The organism is Phragmitibacter flavus (genome assembly GCF_005780165.1).
In the GTDB taxonomy this organism is placed as follows: domain Bacteria; phylum Verrucomicrobiota; class Verrucomicrobiia; order Verrucomicrobiales; family Verrucomicrobiaceae; genus Phragmitibacter; species Phragmitibacter flavus.
On the sequence record NZ_VAUV01000005.1, the window covers coordinates 329,830 to 349,809 of the forward strand.

Sequence of the window (19,980 nt, forward strand, 5' to 3'; positions counted from 1 at the left end):
TCAAAAGCACAAAAAATTTGAGCTTGGTGACGTGGATGAAGGAAGGATCAGGGCAGCTGCGGGACTTTCGCAAGCTTGCTGGTGGGGTAGCCTTTTTCGGCGAGTCGGTTGACGATGCCTTGATAAACGTCGTCGGGCAGGGTGGTTTCACGACTGAGAATCCAGACCAATTTGCGGTTGGGGAGTCCGACGGCGCTCCACTGATAGTCTTTGTCCAGATCGAGGATGAGATAGGCATTGCGCAGGGGCCAGAGGAATTGCACACGCCACTCAGCGTTGGTCTTTTTATTGTGAACCCAAGCGACGCCCTTCCAGTCTTCTAACGGAGCGTCGAGAGTCTCTTTGCGGAAGAGGAAGATGTTGTCGATTTTTCCGTCAGGTCGCATCGCGTAACGGTCAAGGGTGCCGACTTTGCCTTTTTCGAGGGAATAAGGAACGTGGGCGATGACATACCAGTCTCCCATGTAGCGTGGGAGGTCGACATGATCGACGGTGGCGGGCGGAGCTGATTTTTTCATGGCTGAAGTGCAGTTGGCGAGGAGCAGCAGGCTTAGGCTCGCGAGGAGGGAATTGAGCAGAAAGCTTGAAGTGGAACGACGTGTTGGACTTGGGCAATGGCTCATGGTCATGGTGGCAGGATGGGTGGGCTAAAAATCGCCAAATGCTGGCGTGCTACGGATTACGTCGCAGGCCAGCATTTGGCGGAGGAAAACTAGCGTTCATGCAAGTGCGCTAGTGCATTGAGATGGGCGGGCCTGGATTAGTAGGTCCGGGTTTCGCGAACGGTGGTCGATGACGCGGCTGGAACCGGATAGGAAGTGGTCACCGCCGGACGCACCACTTCGGTGGTGGATTGCGTGGTCACGGTAGGCGCAGGTTTTACTTCTTCATGATAGCTGCAGCTGGCGACGCTGAGGAGAAGGGCGGCGGTGCAAAGAGTAGGAACGATGGTTTTCATGTGGTATTTTTGGTTGGTTCTATCGTGGGGTTTGGCCACGCTTGTGACTGCACCACTTAAGAACTCGAAACGTGCCATGGCGTAGCGGGAGGTGTAAGGCGTTCATTCCGAGTGGAATTGATGAAGAATGGCTTCAAACCGAAAGAGGCAGGATTCAAATAAGCTTGCATCCTGCAAGACTTTTTGTGCCAGGCTTGCTAAAACTGCACGGCATTGGCGTTTTCTTATTCCCCCGATTCACACCTTCGCCCAGACCACTTACCAGAACATCATGCACCGAATCCTTTTTGCGGCCCTGCTTTCATGTGTGTCGACCATCCAGGTTGCTGCCAGTGATTTCCCCGCCCCAAATGACACGCAGCCGTTGACGATTCCGTTCCCAACGGCCAAGGAATCGCTGGCGCTGATGAAACTGCCGCCTGGATTCAAAGCAACGGTATTTGCAGCCGAGCCTGATGTGAACAATCCGATTGCCTGTGCATGGGACGCCAAAGGCCGGCTCTGGGTGGCGGAGAATTTTACTTATGGCGACAACAACGAGCGGTATAATTTGAAGTTGCGGGATCGCATTTTGATTTTTGAGGACACGGACAACGACGGGGTGCATGACAAACGCACGGTGTTCACTGATCAATTGCAGATGCTGACCAGTATTGAGCGCGGGTTGGGCGGCGTCTGGGGGATGGCACCGCCGCACTTGTTGTTCATTCCAGATGCCAATGGCGATGATGTGCCGGATGGTCCGCCACAGGTGGTGTTGGAAGGGTTCAGCACGGAGGCCGCGAGCCGACACACGTTTGCGAATGGGTTAAAGTGGGGTCCGGATGGCTGGTTGTATGGTCGATGCGGGATCAGCAGCACGAGCTTCATTGGCGTTCCCGGCAGCAAGCAGGAGGAGAGACTGGCCACGGCGGGCGGGATGTGGAGGTATCATCCAACGCGCAAGGTGTTTGATATTGTTTGTGCGGGGACGACCAATCCATGGGGGCATGACTGGAACGAGCATGGCGAGTTGTTTTTCATCAATACCGTGATCGGACATTTGTGGCATGGGATTCACGGAGCGCATTTGAAGCGCATGCATGGTCAGGATTTGAATCCGCGGGTGTATCAGCAGATGGAGCAAATCGCGGATCACTATCATTGGGATACGGGCGGCAGCTGGACGGATTCGCGTGAAGGAGCGAAGGGATCAAAGGGGGCGGATGCGTTGGGGGGTGGTCATGCCCATGTGGGCATGATGATTTACCAGGGGACCAACTGGCCGGAGTATTACCGGGGCAAGGTTTTCACATTAAACATGCATGGCCGTCGGGTGAATGTGGAGAAGCTCGAGAGAAATGGCAGTGGTTATGTGGGCAAGCATGAGCCCGATATCTTGAAGTCTGACGATCCGTGGTTCCGTGGCGTGGAGATTACTTACGGGCCGGATGGTGGCGTATATATTCTCGACTGGAGTGACATTGGAGAGTGTCATGAAAACGACGGGGTGCATCGTAACTCAGGGAGGATTTACAAGATCACTTATGGCGACGCGGTGAAACCGAAGGAGGCGGATTTGACGAAGGTAAGTGATGAAGAGTTGGTGAAGCTGCAGCTTAGTGACAATGAATGGTTGGTAAGGAATGCGAGGCTTGAATTGAGAGAACGGGCCAATCGAGACAAGGCCCTGACATCACTTGCTCCCTCCCTCTATACCCAATTCCATGCTGCTCCGAATATCGCGAAGAAGTTAAATAATTGGTGGGCCTTGCGGATTTTGGCTGACTTCACCAAATCAGATCATGAATCACCGCTGATTCATGACAATTTGGCAAACATTTATCGAGATTCTATCCGTCTAAATGATCCAATTTTGAAGTCGTGGGCGATTCGATCCGTGAGTCCTGCTGGCCCAGCTGATAAGCTGAATTATAGCGAATCGGGCAATTTGTTGGTCGAAATCGCCAAAGGCGAAGTTACTTCGACCGAGAGGCTGGTCCTCGCCTCAAGCCTCAAGACGCTGCATCCGGACCAAAAGGTTAAACTTGGTGCGGTCCTGCTAGCGCGTGCGGACGATTCCAATGATCCGAACCTTCCACTGATGTATTGGTATGGCATCATGGATCTGCCGCCCGGTGAGTTGGTAAAGCTGTTTGCGGATTGCCAGATTCCCTTGGTGCGGAAGTTCATCGCGCGGCGTTGTGCGGAAGACATTGAATCGGACCCAACGGCATTGAATGGATTGCTGGCATTGGGCAAACATCAGGCGGATGTTTTGCTGGGGATGGGGGAGGCGCTGGATGGCTGGGCGAAGGCGAAAAAGCCGGAGGCTTGGGATGCGTTTGCGGCGAAAATCGAAGATGATGCGGCCGCGAAGGAAGCGTTGCAGGGACTTAGCCTGTTGTTTGGTGATGGTCGGGCGATTGATGACATCAAAAAGATCGCGCTGGATGACAAGGCGGATTTTGCACAACGAAACAATGCGTTGCAATCGCTGATCACGGCGAAGGCGGAAGGATTGAGGCAGATTTGCGAGAAGTTGCTGAAAACGCGCGGATTGAACATGACGGCGTTGCGTGGGCTGGCTTTGTTTGATGATCCGGCGATTGGCAAACAACTGGCATTGAGTTATCGGAATTTTTATCCGAATGAACAACCGGTTTTGATTGAGACGCTGACATCTCGCAAAGGGTTTGCGAAGGCGTTGTTGGATCAGATGGCGGCGAATAAGGTGCCAAAGACGGCGCTTACGGTGATTCATGCGCGGCAGATTCGCTCGTTCAAGGACGAGGCTCTGGACAAGCAACTGGCCGAGGTGTGGGGGGAGATTCGGGAGTCGAGTGCGGACAAACAAAAATTGATCGCGGATCTGAAGGCCAAGCTGACGCCGGAGGTGTTGGCGAAGGGGGATCCGCATGCGGGTCGGGTGTTGTTCAACATGGCGTGTGCGGCCTGTCACAAGTTGTATGGCGAGGGCCATTTGATTGGTCCGGATTTGACGGGAAGTGGTCGCAAGGACATCAACTATCTCATCGAGAACATTGTGGATCCGAGTGCGTTGCTGGCGGCGGATTATCGGATGACGATTGTGACGATGAAGGATGGTCGCGTATTGAGCGGCAATGTGGCGGCGAAGTCGGATCGCACGTTGACCTTGAAGATGGTGGGCCTGGAGCAGGTGCTGGAGCTGGAGCAGATCGCCAACACCCAGCAGTTGCCGGTGTCGTTGATGCCGGAGGGGTTGATGCAGGCCTTCAATGAAGAGCAGGTGCGTGATTTGATGGCGTATTTGATGACGGATACGCAGGTGGAATTGAAGTGAAGGGATGTGGGGAGGAGTGGGTGATTCGGGAGCATACGCATCCTGCGTGTCGCTCTCGGCATCTTGCCGGGAACTCGGGTTTTAGGCTGGGAAATATGGGTGGACGCTGATGTGTTTGGACGCGCGATCGGCAGGTTTCGGCGGGACGCCAAAAACGACACGCAAGATGCGTGTGCTCCCCAGTTCCATGCTGGCGTTGATCGGGGGGATTGAGCAATCAATCGAAGCCGAAGAGGAGGCCTTGGGGCTCGTTGCGCTTTTTGGATGAGGACGATTTGGCCGGGGCTGGTGGGGGTGGCGACGCCGGAGTCGGTTCAACGTAGACGGGAGGAGCAACAGCAATTGGTGGCTCGACCGGCTCTTGCGTTTGAACGGGTGCTGGAGGTGGCAAGGGCTCGGTGATTGGCTCGGGCTCAGGCTCCGGTTCTTGCTCCTTGGTTGCCACTGGAACAATGGGGGCATGAGTGGCGGTTTTGACGGGCGGGGACGGTTTCTCCGCTTTGCGGCCGGCGGTGGTTTTGATTTTAACGGGCTCGGCTGCAGGCGCTGAGGCGGGAAATTCGCCGACTGGTGCTTCGCCGGGGAGGATGAGATAGGTTTGGCCTTCAACTTCCTGACGGATGACTTCACCCTCAAAACAATGCTCCAGGGCGCGGGTTTCGATGGTCCAGACGGCGGGATAAATGCGCGCGATTTCGCTCAGAGGACTGTGGTGTTCGACGATGCGAAGCTGGTTGCCTTCCTGGACGATGTCGCTCATCCAGCCTTCGCTGTTGCGGATTTTGACGAACTGTTTGGCGCGTTCAGCGAGGGTTTTGCCTTTGATCTTGGCGGCCCATTGTTCGGCTTTTTGCTGGAGAAAACTGTGCAGAAGACGGTCGGGGGCGGTTTCGCCGAGCACTTGGGCGCTGAAGGCGAGCATGTTGAAGCAAAGTTCGTTGCCCCAGTTGGGCAGAACGAGGTCGAGCTTGACGGTGGGACGAAAAATTTTTTCAGGTCGACCGGTCGCTTTGGGTCTGCGCCACGTATCCAAGTAACCGCGTCGCTTCAAGGCGTCGCAGTGTTGTTTGACTCCCATGTATGACATTTTGAGAAGCGCGGCCAGCTCGTTCACGGAAATTCCCCCGGTGCGCTTGACGTGCACGAGGATTTCCCAGGAGACGGATGGGGCTATTTCACGACCGTGCTGCAACATGATGAGTCCAAAGTATTCGCGGTGCTTACCCTGAAACAATTATCACTTCTCGCAACCTTTCACGATGAAAACCTTTCAAAACACCCTGAATCCGACGCATTTAGACCTACCCATGCACAGTATTGACATCCCCGTTGATGAATCTAACTTCGACGGCTCTTCACCCCGCATGCAGCCAGCATCCCTATTGCCAGAGAAGGCATTTCGCAGTCACGCCCCCGGTTATTGGGAGAAAAAGAACGTTTCGCCGGAGGACTGGAACAGCCACATGTGGCAGATGCGCAACCGGGTGACGACGCTGGCGGGATTGGAAGAGCATTTGGTGCTTTCGGATGAGGAGCGGGCCGGGGTTTTGCTTTCGGGCAACAAGCTGGCAATGGCGATCACGCCGCATTATTTCAATTTGATTCACCCGACGGATCCGGATTGTCCGATTCGTCGTCAGGTGGTGCCGCGCATTGAGGAGACGTGGGATGATCCGGAGGAAATGAGTGATCCGTGTGGCGAGGATTCGCACATGCCGGTGCCGGGTTTGGTGCATCGTTATCCGGACCGCGTGTTGTTTTTGGTGTTTGATCGCTGTGCGAGTTACTGCCGGTATTGCACGCGCAGTCGGGTGGTCAGCGGCGTGGGCGATCAGAAATTGGATACGGAGTTTGAGGCAGCGTTCAAGTATCTGGAGCAGCACACGGAGATTCGCGATGTGTTGTTGAGTGGGGGCGATGCGCTGTTGTTGTCGGATCGTCGACTGGAGAGCATTCTGAGCCGCTTGCGCAGCATTCCGCACATTGAGTTTGTGAGGATTGGTTCACGCGTGCCGATCTTTTTGCCGCAACGAATCACCCCGGCGCTTTGTGAGATGCTGGCGAAGTATCATCCGTTGTGGATGAGCGTGCATGTGAATCATCCACGTGAGTTGACGATTGAGGTGAAGGAGGCGCTGGAGCGTCTGTCGAATCACGGCATTCCCTTGGGCAACCAGAGTGTGTTGCTGCGCGGAGTGAATGATGATGCGCAGGTGATGAAGTCGCTGGTGCACAAGTTGTTGATGTCCCGTGTGCGGCCTTATTATCTGTATCAGTGTGACTTGATCGAGGGGAGTTCGCATTTGCGCACCAGTGTGGCGAAAGGCATTGAGATCATTGAGGCTTTGCGTGGTCACACGACGGGTTATGCGGTGCCCCAGTATGTGATTGATGCTCCGGGTGGTGGCGGCAAGGTGCCGGTGAATCCGGATTACCTGTTGATGAAGGATGAGCAACGCACCTTGATCCGCAATTACGAGGGCAAGGTGTATGAGTATCCTGAGCCGGAGAGTGCGAAGAAGCGTGAACTGCCGGCGATGGTGAACCGTTTCTCGATGGTTTGGGAACCTTCGGCGAAGTGGTGATAAAAGGGGAAAGTTTTAAGTTTTCAGTTGCAGGAAAATGGCGGTTTACGTTGATCGTGCAAGGCATCCGTTTCGGGGCATGATGATGTGTCACATGCTGGCCGATTCACTGGATGAGTTGCATGCGATGGCGCTGGCGATTGGGATGAAACGCGAATGGTTTCAACCGATCAGCACGCCGCATTATGATCTGGATGTAGAGCTCCGCGCAATGGCGGTGGAGCGCGGGGCGATTGAGATCGACCGCAAACGCACGGTGCAGATCATCCGCGAGTGGCGGAAGATGAAATTGAGGAGTGCGGACATTCCTGTCCGAATGATCTAGGGCTTCAACGCCGCGACAATCGCGGAGACGTTGTGACGCAGCATGGTTTCGAAGGTGTGGGCATCGGGTGAGGTGCCGTCGGCGATGAGAGGTTTGCCGATTTTGACGCCGGTTTCGCGGGCGATTTCTTCGAGAACTTTCGGATTGGCCTGGTCTTCAGGAAAGAGGGCGCGGATTTTGTGGTCGCGGATGACATTGATGGTTTCGGTCATGTATTTGGGAGAGGCCTCGTCTTCACGGGCAAGGCCAAGGATGGGGACGCTTTTAAAACCGTATTCTTTGCAGAAGTATCCGAAGGCGGCGTGGGCGGTGACCAGCTTGCGATCGGATCGGGGAATGGCCGCAAGTTCCTGTTGGGCCCACTTTTTGAGTTCGGCGAAATGTTTTTGGGCGGTGTCGGCGTTGGCCTTGAAGGTCGTGGCGTTGGCAGGATCAGCAGCGCTGAAGGCATCGGCGATGGTGCGCGCGGCGCGTCGCATGTTCTCGGCACTGTGCCACCAATGAGGGTCGATGCCACCGGCGGCGTGCGCGGGGCAGCAGAGGAACATGTCGTTGCTGGGATCGATTTTGATGGAGGGAATGGGTTTTCCGACTTCGATGATCTGGACACCGGTGCCGAGGGAGTCGCGCAGTTTGCCGAGGTAGTTTTCAAGACCCTTGCCGGAGGCGAGCACCATCTGGATCCCGCTGGCGGCGGAGACTTCGCGGGCGGTGGGTTCGAAGTGATGGATGTCTCCGCCTGGTTTGAGGAGGTCGACTACCTGAACCTGTTGACCACCGACCTGACGGGCAAGATCACCGAGCAGGGGATGCAGGCTGGCGACCTTGAGCTGCGATTGGGCAGGTGCGGAGGAACCGATGACCAATGACAGGATGGCGGCGGCAAGAGTAAAGATGGATTTCATGGAATGCAGGAGGAGGAAGAAATGAGCGAAGGCATCCAGGTTAAGAAAAGCCCGGATGCCATTCGCTCAATTTAAGGGGTTACGTATTAACGAACTTCACCGCCACCCCAATTAAACCCGATCTGAAGCCAGACGCCATGTTGGTCGTCGAATTCAGGGCTGTGGTCGTAGTTGTATTGACCGCGAAGATAGACGGTGCGGGCGGGGTTGAGATAGTAGGTGACGTTGGGACTGATGCGAAAACGCTCGGCGAGGGAGGTATTGGCGACGCCGCTGACATATTCACCACGAAGTCCGAATTCAAGGCCGTTGTCGAGCCCATAAATGAGGGAGGAGTAGATGCCGAACTCGGTTTCTGAGCCGCGATGAACATGGGCGTGATGCTCTTCTTCTTCTTCGTGTTCATGGTCATCACCGTGTTCGTCATGATCGTCGTGATCGTCATGGTGATCATGATCATCGTGGTGGCCATGTTCCTCTTCATGCTCGTCTTCATGCCGGGCGTAGTAGTCGAATCCACGAACCATGGCTTCGGTGCGCCAGCGGAAATAACGTCCGCCGGTTTCGTAGCCGTTTTGACGCCATTCATACTGGAAGTGGACGCCATAAATCTGGGTGAGTTCGTTCATCTTGTTGTCGCCCCAGGCACCACTGGCACCATAGCGGAACTGGTGGAAATCGTTGTAGTCGTATTGGTTGGTCCAGTTGGCCACGATGACGGTGTCGTTGAACAAGGCGTCTTCGCCTTCGAACCAATGGTGTTCGTGCTCTTCATGATCGCCGTGTTCTTCGTGATCATGTCCATGTCCATGTCCATGACTGTGACCATCATGGGACTGGGCTTCACCGATGCTGACGCTGAGGATGGAGGTCCAGGGGGTGGGAAGGTTCCAGCTGATTTCGCCGCCGATGGTGGTGAGGGCGTCGTCGCCGAGGAACCGTCCGTTGACGAGGTTGTTGTCGATGTAATTCCAGCCGTGCAGGTGGGTGCTGTTGTGCAGGCCGAAACGATTGAAGAAACGACCGCCGCGCAGTTCGAATCCGCCGGGGAGATTTTTGATCTTGGCGAACCATTCTTCGAATTCGCCGTCCCAATCGCGGGTGTCGGCTTCCTGGAAAAGGTGGTAGGTGCCGAACGCTTCGAAGTATTCATTCACGCGCGCGGAGGCACCGAATTCGAATCCCTGGATGGTCCAGCCGTCGCTGACGGGATCGTGATGGCCGGCACCAAAGTGCTCAAGGTCATCGGCGGTGGTTTGACCGTAAACCGCCTGGAAATGGGCGTGGGGGAAAATGATGCCGCCGATGTTGACGCCTTCGCCGGTGAGCCAGTTGACGGATGAACTGGATGAGTGGACTGGCGCTGCGTCTTTTCCGAGGGGAGTGCCTGCCTGGGACTGGATGGCGGCAGCAAACGAAATGGACATCGCGGAGATGGCGATGAGGCGTGAAGGAAGGTTGGATAGTTTCATTGGTTGGCCGTTGGGAGTGGCAATGGAGGTGGACAAGCGAATGATAGAATGGATTTCTGTAATCGCTTATCAATGTCAGTGGCAAATATGTTGCGTTAACGAATTGGCGCAAATGATTTGCGATAAAATTTGATGGAGGTTCGAACGAAACCTCAAACGACCACGGAATGATCGCGGTGATGGACTGCCTTTTTGGCATGGCGACCATCATGATCGCTGGCTGAAGTTGGTCAGCCAGCGCGTGTTGGGGATAGGAGTCTGTGCTCCTTCGAGAGGGGCAATTCTAGTCGCCGCTTTTGAGAACCTGAATGAAGGCTTCCTGGGGAATGTTGACTTTGCCGATGCTCTTCATGCGCTTTTTGCCTTCTTTCTGCTTCTCGAGCAGCTTGCGCTTACGAGAGATGTCGCCGCCGTAACATTTGGCGGTGACGTCTTTTCTCAGGGCGCTGATGCGTTCGCTGGCAATGATCTTGCCACCGATGGCGGCCTGGATGGAGACAACAAACAATTGCTGGGGGATGACTTCTTTGAGCTTGGCGGCGAGGGCACGGCCACGGGCCTCGGCTTTGCTGCGGTGGACGATGCAGGCGAAGGCGTCGACGGGGTCGCCGGCGATGAGCATTTCCATTTTGACGAGGTCGGCGGGCTGGTAGCCGGCGTGTTCGTAGTCCATGCTGCCGTAACCGCGGGTGATGGACTTCAGCTTGTCGTTGAAGTCGACGAGGATCTCGTTGAGGGGGATGAGCGACTGCAGCATGACGCGGTTGTCGTCCAGGGTCTCGGTGTGCTCGACCTGACCGCGTTTGTCCATGACGAGCTGCATCATGTCGCCGATGTATTCGTTGGGGACCATGAGGAAGATTTTCACCATGGGCTCACGAATTTCTTCGATGACCTGAACGGAGGGGAGGAAGCTGGGGTTGTCGACGATCATTTCTTCGCCGTTGGTCTTTTTGACTTCGTAAATGACGGACGGATACGTGCTGATGACGTCCATGTTGAACTCGCGACGGAGACGTTCCTGGATGATCTCCATGTGGAGGAGGCCGAGGAAGCCGCAGCGGAAGCCGAAGCCGAGGGCGGCGGAGCTTTCCGCCATGAAGGTGAAGGCGGCGTCGTTGATTTGCAGTTTGCCGACGGCCATTTTCAGGGATTCGAAGTCGTCGGAGCTGATGGGATAGATGCCGCTGAAGACGAGGGGGTGGATTTCCTTGAAGCCGGGGAGGGCTTCGGGGGCGGGGCGGCGCATCTCGGTGACGGTGTCGCCGATTTTGACGTCGGCGGTGGTTTTCACGTTGGCGATGAGGTAACCGACGTCGCCAACTTCGAGTTTGTCCATGGCGAACATCTTGGGGCGGAAGACGCCGACTTCTTTGACTTCGTAGTCGAGTCCGGTGGACATCATGCGGATTTTTTGGCCGCGAACGATGGTGCCGCTGAAGACGCGGACATAGGTGACGACGCCGCGGTAGGCATCGAAGATGGAGTCGAAGACGGAGGCTCGGAGGTAGTCTTCGCCGAGAGAGACGGGGGCGGGGACGAGGCGGACGACGGATTCGAGGATGTCGATGATGCCGATGCCCATTTTGGCGGAGGCAGGGACGGCTTCGTCGGCGGAGAGTTGCAGGATGTCTTCGAGCTGGCGTTTGCAGCGGGCGACGTCGGCGCTGGGGAGGTCGACTTTGTTGATGACAGGGATGACATACAGATTTTGCTGCATGGCAAGGTTGAGGTTGGCGACGGTCTGGGCTTCGACGCCCTGGGAGGCATCGACGAGGAGCAGGGCACCTTCGCAGGCAGCGAGGGAGCGGGAGACTTCGTAGGAGAAGTCGACGTGGCCGGGGGTGTCGAGGAGGTTGAGTTTGTAGGTTTTGCCGTCCTTGGCCTTGTAGCTCATGGTGACGGGGTGGGATTTGATGGTGATGCCGCGTTCGCGCTCGAGGTCCATGGAATCGAGGAGCTGGGCTTTTTCATCGCGTTGGGCAACGGTGTTGGTCGCTCCCATGAGGCGGTCGGAAAGCGTGGTCTTGCCGTGGTCGATGTGGGCGATGATGGAGAAGTTGCGGGTGAGTTCGATGGACATCGGAAAGAAAGCGGACTGGACTGAACTGGAAATCTGGGAATGAGGGGAGCGTAATTAACCCGGGAATGGGGCGGACGCAATGGGGAAGTGGGAAGGGGAAAGTCGGAATTCCAGGATTGACAGGGGGTTTGGAATTGGTTGGGATCGTCGGGATGATTCGCTGGACGCCACGGGTAATGTTGATTTTTTTGGGTTGGGTCGCGATGGTGATGTTTATGGGTTCGCGCAAGAACAAGAAGATCGATGGATTCTCATGCAAGGAATGTGGACGGGTGCATGCATTTGGTTCGATGGACATGGCTTTTCATCGGCCAAGCGCTTATTTTGACGTTCCCGAGGAGGAGCGGGCGTCTCGCTGCAAGGAGAGTGATGATTTGTGCAGGATTGATGGTGAGCGGCATTTCATCCGCGGGATGGCGTTGATATCCATCGTGGATTTGGACGATACCTTTGCATGGGGAATGTGGGCGGAAGTTTCGAAGGAGGATTTTAATGGCTATTTGAGGGCCTATTCGGTGGATGGATCATTGTTGCCACGGTTTCCAGGCAGGTTGTCGGTAGAGGACTTTGGATATCGCGGACTCGAAGGGCATGAAGTGGCCATTCAGTTGGGCAAGTCTTCAGAACGCCCGGAGTTCTACCTGACGCCGTCGGATCACGCGTTTTATCGGGATCAGATTCAAGGGATTACCTATCACCGATCAAGAGAGATTCTACACGCGATGGACGGGCGGCATCCTGATCCGAACAAGGATTGAGTGGGTGTGAGACGGGTGATCGCGTTGGATGCATTGGATCATCTAATTGACGCGAGGGTGTTCTCGTGGATTTTTGGTGTGTGGCCACCAAGACGTTCACCCTGGAGATGGATGCCTGTGAGAAGCTTCTTTTGGCGAAGCGTGGAGGCGAGTCGTTTACGGAAGTCGTGAGAAGGGCAGTGGTGGTCGAGGCACCTTTAACGGGCGCGGCTCTTCGAGAATATTTTTCGGCGAAGTGGGAGCGGAATCGGTGAAAAATATCTCGATGCGGTGGAAAAGGCGTGCCAATAACTGGGATCGGCGCTTGTGAAGTGTCGTTTTTGCTTTTGCTCCGAAGCGAAGTGAAACTTCGCAGTCCCTCTTAGGTTTTAGCTCAATCCCACTGGGTGCGTTTGGTGCCGATATAGGCGAGGGCGAGGCCGATGATGATGTGCAAAAGGAGGACGAAGGCGGCGATGTTCCAGGGAGCAAGGGTGGTGGTGGTGACTTGTCTGACGGCATCGTAAAAGGCGGTGGCTTTCATGGTGCTCAAGCTGCCGGACCAACCCCAGTAGGCGGCGATGAAGGGTTGGGCGAGGGGTTCGATGGATTTGGGCAGGGCGAGCACGGCACCGCTGAGGGGGAGTTGAAATCCAACGAGGTAGATGCTGAGGATGGTGGCTTTTTCGGGGGTGCGCATGAGGGCGGAGATGCCGAGACAGATGGCGCTCATAGCGGCACTCGATAGGAGCAGGAGCAGGAGTTTGATGAGAAGGCTGCCGGGGATGCCGTGACAGAGGAGTTCAACGAAGAGGCCCATCCAGACGGTTTGGGCGACCACGAAGCCGCCGAGGAAGAGGACTTTGCTGGTGATGTAGGCGGAGCTGCTGAGTCCGCCGAGGCGTTCGCGTTCAAGAATGTCGCGCTCGCTGGCGATTTCGCGGGCGGCGTTGTTGGAGGCCATCAGGGTGACGAGCACGATCTGCATGAGGATGAGTCCGGAGACGAGCCCTCCGGCATTGAGCTGGCTTTGCAGATGGGCGCTGCGCTCCTGTGCCTCGACGATGAAGTTGGCGTCGGCGCGTTGGGAGAGGGTGCGCACTTGAGGGATGCCTTCGAAGCCGAAAATGACGACGAGGAGGGGAAAGCCGAGCAGCATGGCGAGCTGCAGCCAGAGCTGGGAGCGGTCGCGCCAGAAGATAGTCCAGCGACGGGTGAGGAGTTCGATGGTCTGGGTGAGGAAGCCGGGGAGTTCGTGGGCTTCGTCGACTTCGTGGCGGTGGTGTTTGCGCTTGTGGTGGGGTTTGGTTTCCTGGGGTTCGACGGGAGGGGGAGATTGAGAATCTTCGTCGTCTTCAATGCTGGGAGCCTTGGCTTTGGGGAGGGAAATTTTGCCGGGTTCGCGATCGCTGACGATTTTTGGTTTGTCGATGGGCTCGAGAGTGCCGGGAGGGGCAAGTTCGTAGGTGGCGTAGTAGGCGTCGCGATGGCGGTCCCAGGAATCGGCCCAGCGTTCGGCGCTGCGACGGGCGAGTTTGGGATAGATGTCTTCGGCGTGTTCGACGCTGAAATAATGGGCGAGAGCGCGGGGCGGACCGTGGTAGATGACGCGGCCTTCGTGCAGCACGAGGACGGTGTCGTAGAGGGAAAGGTTGCCGAGGTTGTGGGTAACGTTGATGACGATGCGGTTGCGGTCGGCGCGGGCGAGGTCGTGAAGGAGCTGGGTGATCTCACGTTCGGATTTGGGATCGAGTCCGCTGGTGACTTCGTCGCAGAGAAGCAGGGTGGGTTGGGTGACGATTTCAAGGGCGAGGCCGAGTCGGCGTTTCTGGCCGCCGGAGAGGATTTTGACCTGTCGGTCGCGCAGGGCGGTGAGGCCGGTGCTTTTGAGGGTTTGGTCGAGCAGGGCGGTCGCCGATTCGTCGTCGTTCTGGCGGGTGCGCAGGGTGATGGCGCTGGTGACGCATTCTTCGATGGTGAGGAGCTCGTGGGCGATGCTGAACTGCGGAACATAGCCGAGTTCGGAGGGGTGAAGGTCGCCGTCTTCAGCAAGGTTGCGACCCTGCCAGAGGATTTCGCCGGTGTCTTCCTCCTTGAGGCCGGCGATGGTTTTCATCAGGGTGGTTTTGCCGCAGCCGGAGGGTCCAACGATGGCGAGCAGGTGGCCGGAGGGGACGCTGAAGTGGATGTTTTCGAGGAGGGACTGATTTTCCCCGTCGCGGAGGACGCTGAGCGAGATGTTGTGGAGTTCTAGCATGCGTGCGGGTCGATGGCGGTTGCGTTTGGGGATGAAAGGGGGATTAAAGGCGGGGTTGGGCGGGCTGGCGAGCGAAAATTCCCGGGGTGATCGGATGATGTTTGGCGGGCGCAGATGAGATGGCTGGGGCGATTTGAATAAAATGAAGGATGCGTGTCGGGTGGAATTTGTGCTTTATTAACAAAAGAATTTTATGAGTGCTCGTGCGGCAAAAAAAAGGAACAAAAGAAGCTGGCTAGGCTGGGTGCTTGGGCTGGTCGGATTGCTGCTGCTGGCGGTGGCGGGGTTGGGGATTTATGGGTATGTGTGGGTGTCGAATTATGTGCAGAGCGATGCGTTTCGGGTGATGCTTTCGCGCGAGTTGGGGGAGGCGACGCGTTCGAGGGCGGAGATCGATGATCTTTCGATTACGGGACCGTTTGTGCATGTGTCGGCGGCGCGCATGAGGCCAATCAAGAGGACGGGCTGGAGTATGGTGGAGGCGGATCGGGTCGAGGCGCAGGTGAGTCTGGATCGATTGCGGCAGCGGGTGGTGGAGGTGGAAAGTGTGCTGGTGGACAAGGCGGTGTTGCAGATGAGTGGTGAGGGCGACCGGTTGGGGGAGTTGCCGTTGGAGCTGGATCAGGCGGTGGAGTCTTCGAATGTGCCGGAGTGGTTGAAGCGTTTCCTGCCAAACCGGACGGTGATTGGGTCGATCACGGCGGAGGATTTTGATTTGCGTCCAGCGAAGGCGGGCGGGGTTTCGATTGAGGGGCTGCATTTGACCGGCACGCCGGTGGAGGGAGGCAAGGGGGAGTGGCAGTTGCGGGGAAGAAATGGGATGTTGCGAATTCCGGCGTCTGAGGTGCCGTTTCGGTTTGATTCGGCGACGGCGAACGTGGGCAAATCGGGGTTGGTGCTGCATGATTCGATGGGGAAATGGATTGGGGATGCGGAGGTGACCTCGCGCGGGGAGTTGCCGTTTGGCGAAGGTGGCGAGTGGAGGTTCGAGGGGACGTATCGGGACCTTGAGGTGCGGTCGTTTTTGAGTGATCGGATGCGGCAGCATGTAAGCGGGACGTTGGCGGGAGATTACGACGTGAACGCGGAGCGGTTTCACACCGAGGTGGAGATGACGGGAGGGTTGGTGCAGAATTTGCCGTTGTTGGAACGGGTGGCGGATTTTACCCGCACGGAGCAGTTCAAGCGCCTGGTGCTGGATGAAGCGAAGGCCGAGGTGACGCGCAGGGGTGAGTTGATTCAAATGCGCAATGTGGTGCTGCACTCGAAGGGGTTGGTGAGGGTGGAGGGCGATATTGACGTTGAGGGGCAGCAGTTGCGTGGCGATTTGTATGTGGGGGTGACAACGGGCGCGTTGCGGTGGATTCCGGGTTCGCAATCGAGGGTGTTTACGGAGGAGAGACGCGGATCTGAGCCGGGGTTTGTCTGGACGCGGGTGCAGTTGAGTGGAACCATCGGAGCGCCGAAGGAAGATCTGAGCAACCGCTTGCTGGCGGCGATGGGCAAGGCGTTGATTCTGGATGCACCGTTGGGAGCGGCGGGAGTCGGCGTGGACATTTTGAAAGGGACCGGCGAAGTGGCCGGGGACGCGGCGAAGGGCACGGTTGAGACAGGAGCTGGGGTGATCGAGGGGGCGGGAAAGGCGGCGGGGAAAGCGGTGGAGACGGGAGCGGATTTATTGAAGAAGGTGATTCCGGGGTTTTGATAGTGAGGTGGAACGGTGGAGTGGTGACCGGAAGTGGGGTTCTCGCAGGTGGAATGATTTTGGGCTTGCTTCCAAGATGATCCTCATCACCCTTGGGGGCTCCTTTTTATTATCATGCAAAGTCTCTGGAACGATCAAGAAGCCGCTGAGTTTGGAACCGATCTGCTCGGTCAACGTGTTTACACTTCACGGCTGCTGGGGCGTGATTCCGCACTGGTGCTGCACGGCGGCGGGAATACGTCGGTGAAGGTCGAGGAGAAGGACTTTTTTGGTGAGCCGGTGTCGCTTTGTTATGTGAAAGGATCAGGCTGGGATTTGGCGACGATTGAGCGTGGTGGGTTTGCGCCCGTGAAGCTGGATGCGCTGTTCAAGATGGCGGAGCTGGCGACGATGTCGGACACCGACATGGTGACCCAACAACGGGTGGCGATGACCGATCCTGCGGCTCCCACGCCGTCGGTGGAGGCGATTTTGCATGGGGTGCTGCCGTTCCGATTTGTGGATCATACGCATGCAGATGCGATTGCGGCGTTGACCTGTCATGCCGATGCCGAGGCGCGTGTGAAGGAAGTTTATGGCGACCGGGTGCTGGTGATTCCGTATGTGATGCCAGGATTTATTCTGGCGAAGACGATTTACGATTTGATCAAGGGTCGCGATTTGAAAGCGGAAGGGATTGTCGGCATGGTGCTGTTGCAGCACGGGATTTTTTCGTTCGATGACGATGCGAAGAAAAGCTATGAGCTGATGATTGAGCTGGTGACGCAGGCGGAGGACTGGCTGGCGGCGAAGAGCAAGGCGGTCGCGAAGAGTGAAGTGGCGGTGACGGAGGATTTGCTGGGCTTGGCGAAACTGCGCAAGACGGTTTCGAAAGTGCGTGGATTTGCCCAGATTGCGAAGTTGAACGCGTCGCCCGAGGCGGTGGCTTATGCGAGTCGTGCGGACATTGCGGATGTGGGAACGAGGGGCACGTTGACGCCGGATCACACCATTCGCACCAAGCGGACTCCGGTGGTGGTGGGCGATGATGCAGAGGCGGCGGTGCTGGCTTATGCGGAAGAATATGCGGCGTATTTCAAACGCAATGCCAAGGCTGAGACGATGCTCGATGCGGCACCGCGTTTTGCTTTGTGGAATGGCAAGGGGATCGTGAGTTTTGGCGATTCGGTCAAGGATGCGGGGATCGTGGCGGACATCGCGGAGCACACGGCGGCGACCATTCAACTCGCGGAAGCGGTGGGTCGTTGGACGCCGTTGCCTGAGAAGGATTTGTTCGAGATTGAATATTGGGAACTGGAACAGGCCAAGTTGCGCAAGGGTCCGGCTCGCAAAGTTCATCAGGGCAAGGTGGCCTTGGTAACGGGTTGTGCGGCGGGGATTGGTTTTGCGATTGCCGAGAGCCTGGCGGAGCAGGGAGCGCAGGTGATCGGACTGGACATCGACAAGGACATCCCGGAGATCATGAAGAAGATCGGCGGCATCGGCATCGTGGTGAATCTTACTGAAGATGAGCCGGTGCAGGAGGCGATTGAGTTTGTGATCCGTGAGTTTGGCGGGCTCGATGTTGTCGTGAGCAATGCGGGGATTTTCCCGAAGAACGAGCATCTGGATCAGATGAAGCAGGGGGATTGGGATCGCACGATTTTGATCAACCTGACCAGTCATCAGAAGTTGATGCACCGGGTGATTCCGTATGTGAAGCAGGGGATCGATGCGAGCATCATTTTTGTGGGCAGCCGCAACTTCAAGGCTCCGGGGCCTGGGGCTTCGGCTTATTCATGCAGCAAGGCGGCGTTGACGCAGCTTTGCCGGGTGGCGGCGTTGGAGTTGGCTCCGGATCGGGTGCGGGTGAACATTGTGCATCCCGATGCGGTGTTTGATACCAAGCTCTGGACGCCGGAAGCTTTGCAGCGCAGTGCGGAGCGTTATGGCATGACGGTGGACGAATACAAGACCAAGAACCTCATGAAGGTGGAGATCAAGAGCAAGGACATCGGAAACATGGTGTCGGCGATGGCTTCGCCGTTGTTCTCCAAGGTGACGGGCGCGCAGATTCCGGTGGATGGTGGCAACGATCGTGTGATTTGAGACAGGATTGACCGGATTGGTTTCGGATTAACGGGATTGCTTCCGGCACAAAGTTCATCTGGGAGAGGGCGTGGAATTCACAAAATTGATGTGAATTCCTGCTATGATTTTTCCTTGGTTGGAGCAGTTTGTCGGTTCTGATTCTGAACTGATTGATCCATGAATGACGACCTGACGAGCCAATACACGATTCCCAATTATCGCCGTTATGATTTCTGGCCGGAGCGCGGTCAGGGGGCCTATGTGTGGGATCGTGATGGCAAAAAGTATCTGGATTTTGCAGGTGGCGTGGCGGTGAATCCGCTGGGTCATTGTCACCCTGAAGTGGTGGCGGCGGTCAAGGGGCAGGTGGAGAAGCTGATCCACGTGTCGAACTGGTTTCAAATTCCGCAGCAGGGCGAGCTGGCGAAGGTGCTGGTGGAGGAGATTTTGCAGATTCCTGGGAAGTGTTTTTTTGGCAACAGCGGGGCGGAGGCGAATGAGGGATTGATCAAGCTGGCGCGTCGTTACGGCGTGTTGAAAACAAAGGCGGATGGTTCGCCGAGGTATGAGATTTTGACCTTCACCGGGAGCTTTCATGGTCGGACGTTTGCGACGATGAGTGCGACGGCGCAGGAGAAAATCCATGGGGGATTTGGTCCGCTGGTCCCGGGATTCACTTATTTGCCGTTCAATGATGTGGCCGCGCTGAAAGCAGCGGTGAATGAGAACACGGTGGGGATTTTGCTGGAACCGGTGCAGGGCGAAAGCGGAGTGAATCCGGCCACGGCGGAGTTTTTGCGTGCGGCAGCGGCTTTGCGCGATGAGCACGATCTGGTGCTGTTGTTTGATGAGATCCAGTGCGGTCTTGGTCGCGCCGGGCATACGGCTGGTTGGCGCTGCATCGTGCCGGGCGATGAGATTCGTCCGGATGGGGTGAGTTTTGCGAAGTCAATTGGCAGCGGTTACGCGTTGGGCGCGTTCTGGGCGAGGGATCGTTCAATTGGCGACGCGGCGGGCACTTCGTTGAGTGATATTTTGGGTGCAGGCAGTCATGGAAGCACTTATGGGGGTTCACCATTGGCCTGTGTGACGGCGTTGGCAACCTTGGAGGTGATTCTGCGGGACAAATTGCCGGAGCATGCGCAGAAGATGGGCGCGATGATTGCGGAGACGGCAGGTGGTTGGAATTTGCCCGCGTTGACGGCAGTGCGGGCGTTCGGTTTCATGATCGGCTTTCAGCTGAATGTCCAACGGATTGAAGCGAATGAGGAGTTCAAGGCGAGTGGTCAACTGGCCTCTTTGTGGATCGCGCAGAAGTGCCTTGATGCCGGGTTGGTGTCGGTTCCGGCCGGTCCGAAAGTGATTCGCTGGCTGGCTCCGTTGAATACGACGGAAGCCGAGGTAGCGGAGGGATTGGAGATCTTTAGAGGCGTGCTGGCAGCGGTGTAGCGAAACTCTGCTCGCATATCGGCCGATGGTCAGCACGATGGGACGTTTGATGCGACCGTGCGGGTTGGTGCTTGTCACCTCTGTCCAAAACAGGGGGGTGAGGCGATTGGGGTTGCGGATTGGGAAAGTT

The 19,980-nt window shown here is 56.7% G+C and carries 15 protein-coding genes; 8 read left to right on the forward strand and 7 right to left on the reverse strand.

What is annotated here, in order from left to right:
• Positions 1-47: 47 nt before the first annotated feature.
• Positions 48-518 carry a lipocalin family protein gene (locus FEM03_RS08230; RefSeq protein ID WP_166442723.1) on the reverse strand — a complete coding sequence of 157 codons (471 nt, stop codon included), beginning with the start codon at positions 516-518 and terminating at the stop codon, positions 48-50.
• Between the two features lie 242 nt (positions 519-760).
• Positions 761-958, reverse strand: coding sequence for a hypothetical protein (locus FEM03_RS08235; protein ID WP_138085719.1), 198 nt, complete (start codon positions 956-958; stop codon positions 761-763).
• Between the two features lie 271 nt (positions 959-1,229).
• On the opposite strand from FEM03_RS08235, the gene FEM03_RS08240 reads away from it, so the two are divergent.
• Positions 1,230-4,262 (forward strand): PVC-type heme-binding CxxCH protein, encoded by a 3,033-nt coding sequence (locus tag FEM03_RS08240; RefSeq protein ID WP_166442724.1) that lies wholly within the window; start codon positions 1,230-1,232, stop codon positions 4,260-4,262.
• Between the two features lie 217 nt (positions 4,263-4,479).
• Here FEM03_RS08240 and FEM03_RS08245 read toward each other — a convergent pair whose 3' ends face one another.
• A complete protein-coding gene (locus FEM03_RS08245) occupies positions 4,480-5,457 on the reverse strand; it encodes a helix-turn-helix transcriptional regulator (RefSeq protein WP_138085721.1) in 978 nt (325 codons plus the stop codon).
• A 169-nt stretch (positions 5,458-5,626) separates the two neighbouring features.
• On the opposite strand from FEM03_RS08245, the gene FEM03_RS08250 reads away from it, so the two are divergent.
• Complete coding sequence (locus FEM03_RS08250; RefSeq protein ID WP_138085759.1) at positions 5,627-6,847, forward strand: KamA family radical SAM protein; 1,221 nt, start codon at positions 5,627-5,629, stop codon at positions 6,845-6,847.
• A gap of 37 nt (positions 6,848-6,884) precedes the next feature.
• Positions 6,885-7,172: a DUF4031 domain-containing protein gene (locus tag FEM03_RS08255; protein ID WP_138085722.1), complete on the forward strand. Its 288-nt coding sequence runs from the start codon at positions 6,885-6,887 to the stop codon at positions 7,170-7,172.
• Here the strand turns inward: FEM03_RS08255 and FEM03_RS08260 are convergent.
• The 3 genes from FEM03_RS08260 to lepA form a co-directional block, all read right to left on the reverse strand.
• On the reverse strand, positions 7,169-8,077 hold the full coding sequence (locus FEM03_RS08260; RefSeq protein WP_138085723.1) for a metal ABC transporter substrate-binding protein: 909 nt from the start codon (positions 8,075-8,077) through the stop codon (positions 7,169-7,171). The two genes, FEM03_RS08255 and FEM03_RS08260, sit on opposite strands and share 4 nt — an antisense overlap.
• Before the next feature lie 86 nt (positions 8,078-8,163).
• Positions 8,164-9,585 carry a hypothetical protein gene (locus FEM03_RS08265; RefSeq protein ID WP_138085724.1) on the reverse strand — a complete coding sequence of 474 codons (1,422 nt, stop codon included), beginning with the start codon at positions 9,583-9,585 and terminating at the stop codon, positions 8,164-8,166.
• A 247-nt stretch (positions 9,586-9,832) separates the two neighbouring features.
• Positions 9,833-11,632 (reverse strand): translation elongation factor 4, encoded by a 1,800-nt coding sequence (gene lepA / locus FEM03_RS08270; protein ID WP_138085725.1) that lies wholly within the window; start codon positions 11,630-11,632, stop codon positions 9,833-9,835.
• 176 nt (positions 11,633-11,808) lie between these two features.
• Between lepA and FEM03_RS08275 the strand changes: the two genes are divergently transcribed.
• Together FEM03_RS08275 and FEM03_RS24360 are read left to right on the forward strand one after the other, a co-directional pair.
• Positions 11,809-12,390, forward strand: coding sequence for a DUF2199 domain-containing protein (locus FEM03_RS08275; protein ID WP_166442726.1), 582 nt, complete (start codon positions 11,809-11,811; stop codon positions 12,388-12,390).
• 80 nt (positions 12,391-12,470) lie between these two features.
• Positions 12,471-12,644, forward strand: a complete 174-nt coding sequence (locus FEM03_RS24360) for a hypothetical protein (protein WP_166442727.1) — start codon at positions 12,471-12,473, stop codon at positions 12,642-12,644.
• Positions 12,645-12,763: 119 nt separating this feature from the next.
• On the opposite strand, the gene FEM03_RS08280 is transcribed toward FEM03_RS24360, so the two are convergent.
• Entirely contained in the window at positions 12,764-14,626 is a 1,863-nt protein-coding gene (locus FEM03_RS08280) for an ATP-binding cassette domain-containing protein (RefSeq protein WP_138085727.1), read from the reverse strand.
• A gap of 193 nt (positions 14,627-14,819) precedes the next feature.
• On the opposite strand from FEM03_RS08280, the gene FEM03_RS08285 reads away from it, so the two are divergent.
• The 3 genes from FEM03_RS08285 to FEM03_RS08295 all read left to right on the forward strand — a co-directional run bounded on the left by FEM03_RS08285 (position 14,820) and on the right by FEM03_RS08295 (position 19,850).
• The gene (locus tag FEM03_RS08285) at positions 14,820-16,331 is read left to right on the forward strand and encodes a hypothetical protein (protein WP_138085728.1); all 1,512 of its coding nucleotides are present in this window, start codon (positions 14,820-14,822) and stop codon (positions 16,329-16,331) included.
• 114 nt (positions 16,332-16,445) lie between these two features.
• On the forward strand, positions 16,446-18,419 hold the full coding sequence (locus FEM03_RS08290; RefSeq protein WP_138085729.1) for a bifunctional aldolase/short-chain dehydrogenase: 1,974 nt from the start codon (positions 16,446-16,448) through the stop codon (positions 18,417-18,419).
• Positions 18,420-18,578: 159 nt separating this feature from the next.
• Positions 18,579-19,850 (forward strand): aspartate aminotransferase family protein, encoded by a 1,272-nt coding sequence (locus tag FEM03_RS08295; protein ID WP_138085730.1) that lies wholly within the window; start codon positions 18,579-18,581, stop codon positions 19,848-19,850.
• Positions 19,851-19,980 lie beyond the last annotated feature (130 nt).

Excerpts from the sequence above, each read along its gene's own strand:
- FEM03_RS08235 (WP_138085719.1), bottom strand. The coding sequence starts at position 958 with ATGAAAACCATCGTTCCTACTCTTTGCACCGCCGCCCTTCTCCTCAGC.
- FEM03_RS08245 (WP_138085721.1), bottom strand. The coding sequence starts at position 5,457 with ATGTTGCAGCACGGTCGTGAAATAGCCCCATCCGTCTCCTGGGAAATC.
- FEM03_RS08260 (WP_138085723.1), bottom strand. The coding sequence starts at position 8,077 with ATGAAATCCATCTTTACTCTTGCCGCCGCCATCCTGTCATTGGTCATC.
- FEM03_RS08280 (WP_138085727.1), bottom strand. The coding sequence starts at position 14,626 with ATGCTAGAACTCCACAACATCTCGCTCAGCGTCCTCCGCGACGGGGAA.
- FEM03_RS08250 (WP_138085759.1), top strand. The coding sequence starts at position 5,627 with ATGCAGCCAGCATCCCTATTGCCAGAGAAGGCATTTCGCAGTCACGCC.
- FEM03_RS08285 (WP_138085728.1), top strand. The coding sequence starts at position 14,820 with ATGAGTGCTCGTGCGGCAAAAAAAAGGAACAAAAGAAGCTGGCTAGGC.
- FEM03_RS08275 (WP_166442726.1), top strand. The coding sequence starts at position 11,809 with ATGTTGATTTTTTTGGGTTGGGTCGCGATGGTGATGTTTATGGGTTCG.
- FEM03_RS08230 (WP_166442723.1), bottom strand. The coding sequence starts at position 518 with ATGAAAAAATCAGCTCCGCCCGCCACCGTCGATCATGTCGACCTCCCA.
- FEM03_RS08290 (WP_138085729.1), top strand. The coding sequence starts at position 16,446 with ATGCAAAGTCTCTGGAACGATCAAGAAGCCGCTGAGTTTGGAACCGAT.
- lepA (WP_138085725.1), bottom strand. The coding sequence starts at position 11,632 with ATGTCCATCGAACTCACCCGCAACTTCTCCATCATCGCCCACATCGAC.
- FEM03_RS08295 (WP_138085730.1), top strand. The coding sequence starts at position 18,579 with ATGAATGACGACCTGACGAGCCAATACACGATTCCCAATTATCGCCGT.
- FEM03_RS08240 (WP_166442724.1), top strand. The coding sequence starts at position 1,230 with ATGCACCGAATCCTTTTTGCGGCCCTGCTTTCATGTGTGTCGACCATC.
- FEM03_RS08255 (WP_138085722.1), top strand. The coding sequence starts at position 6,885 with ATGGCGGTTTACGTTGATCGTGCAAGGCATCCGTTTCGGGGCATGATG.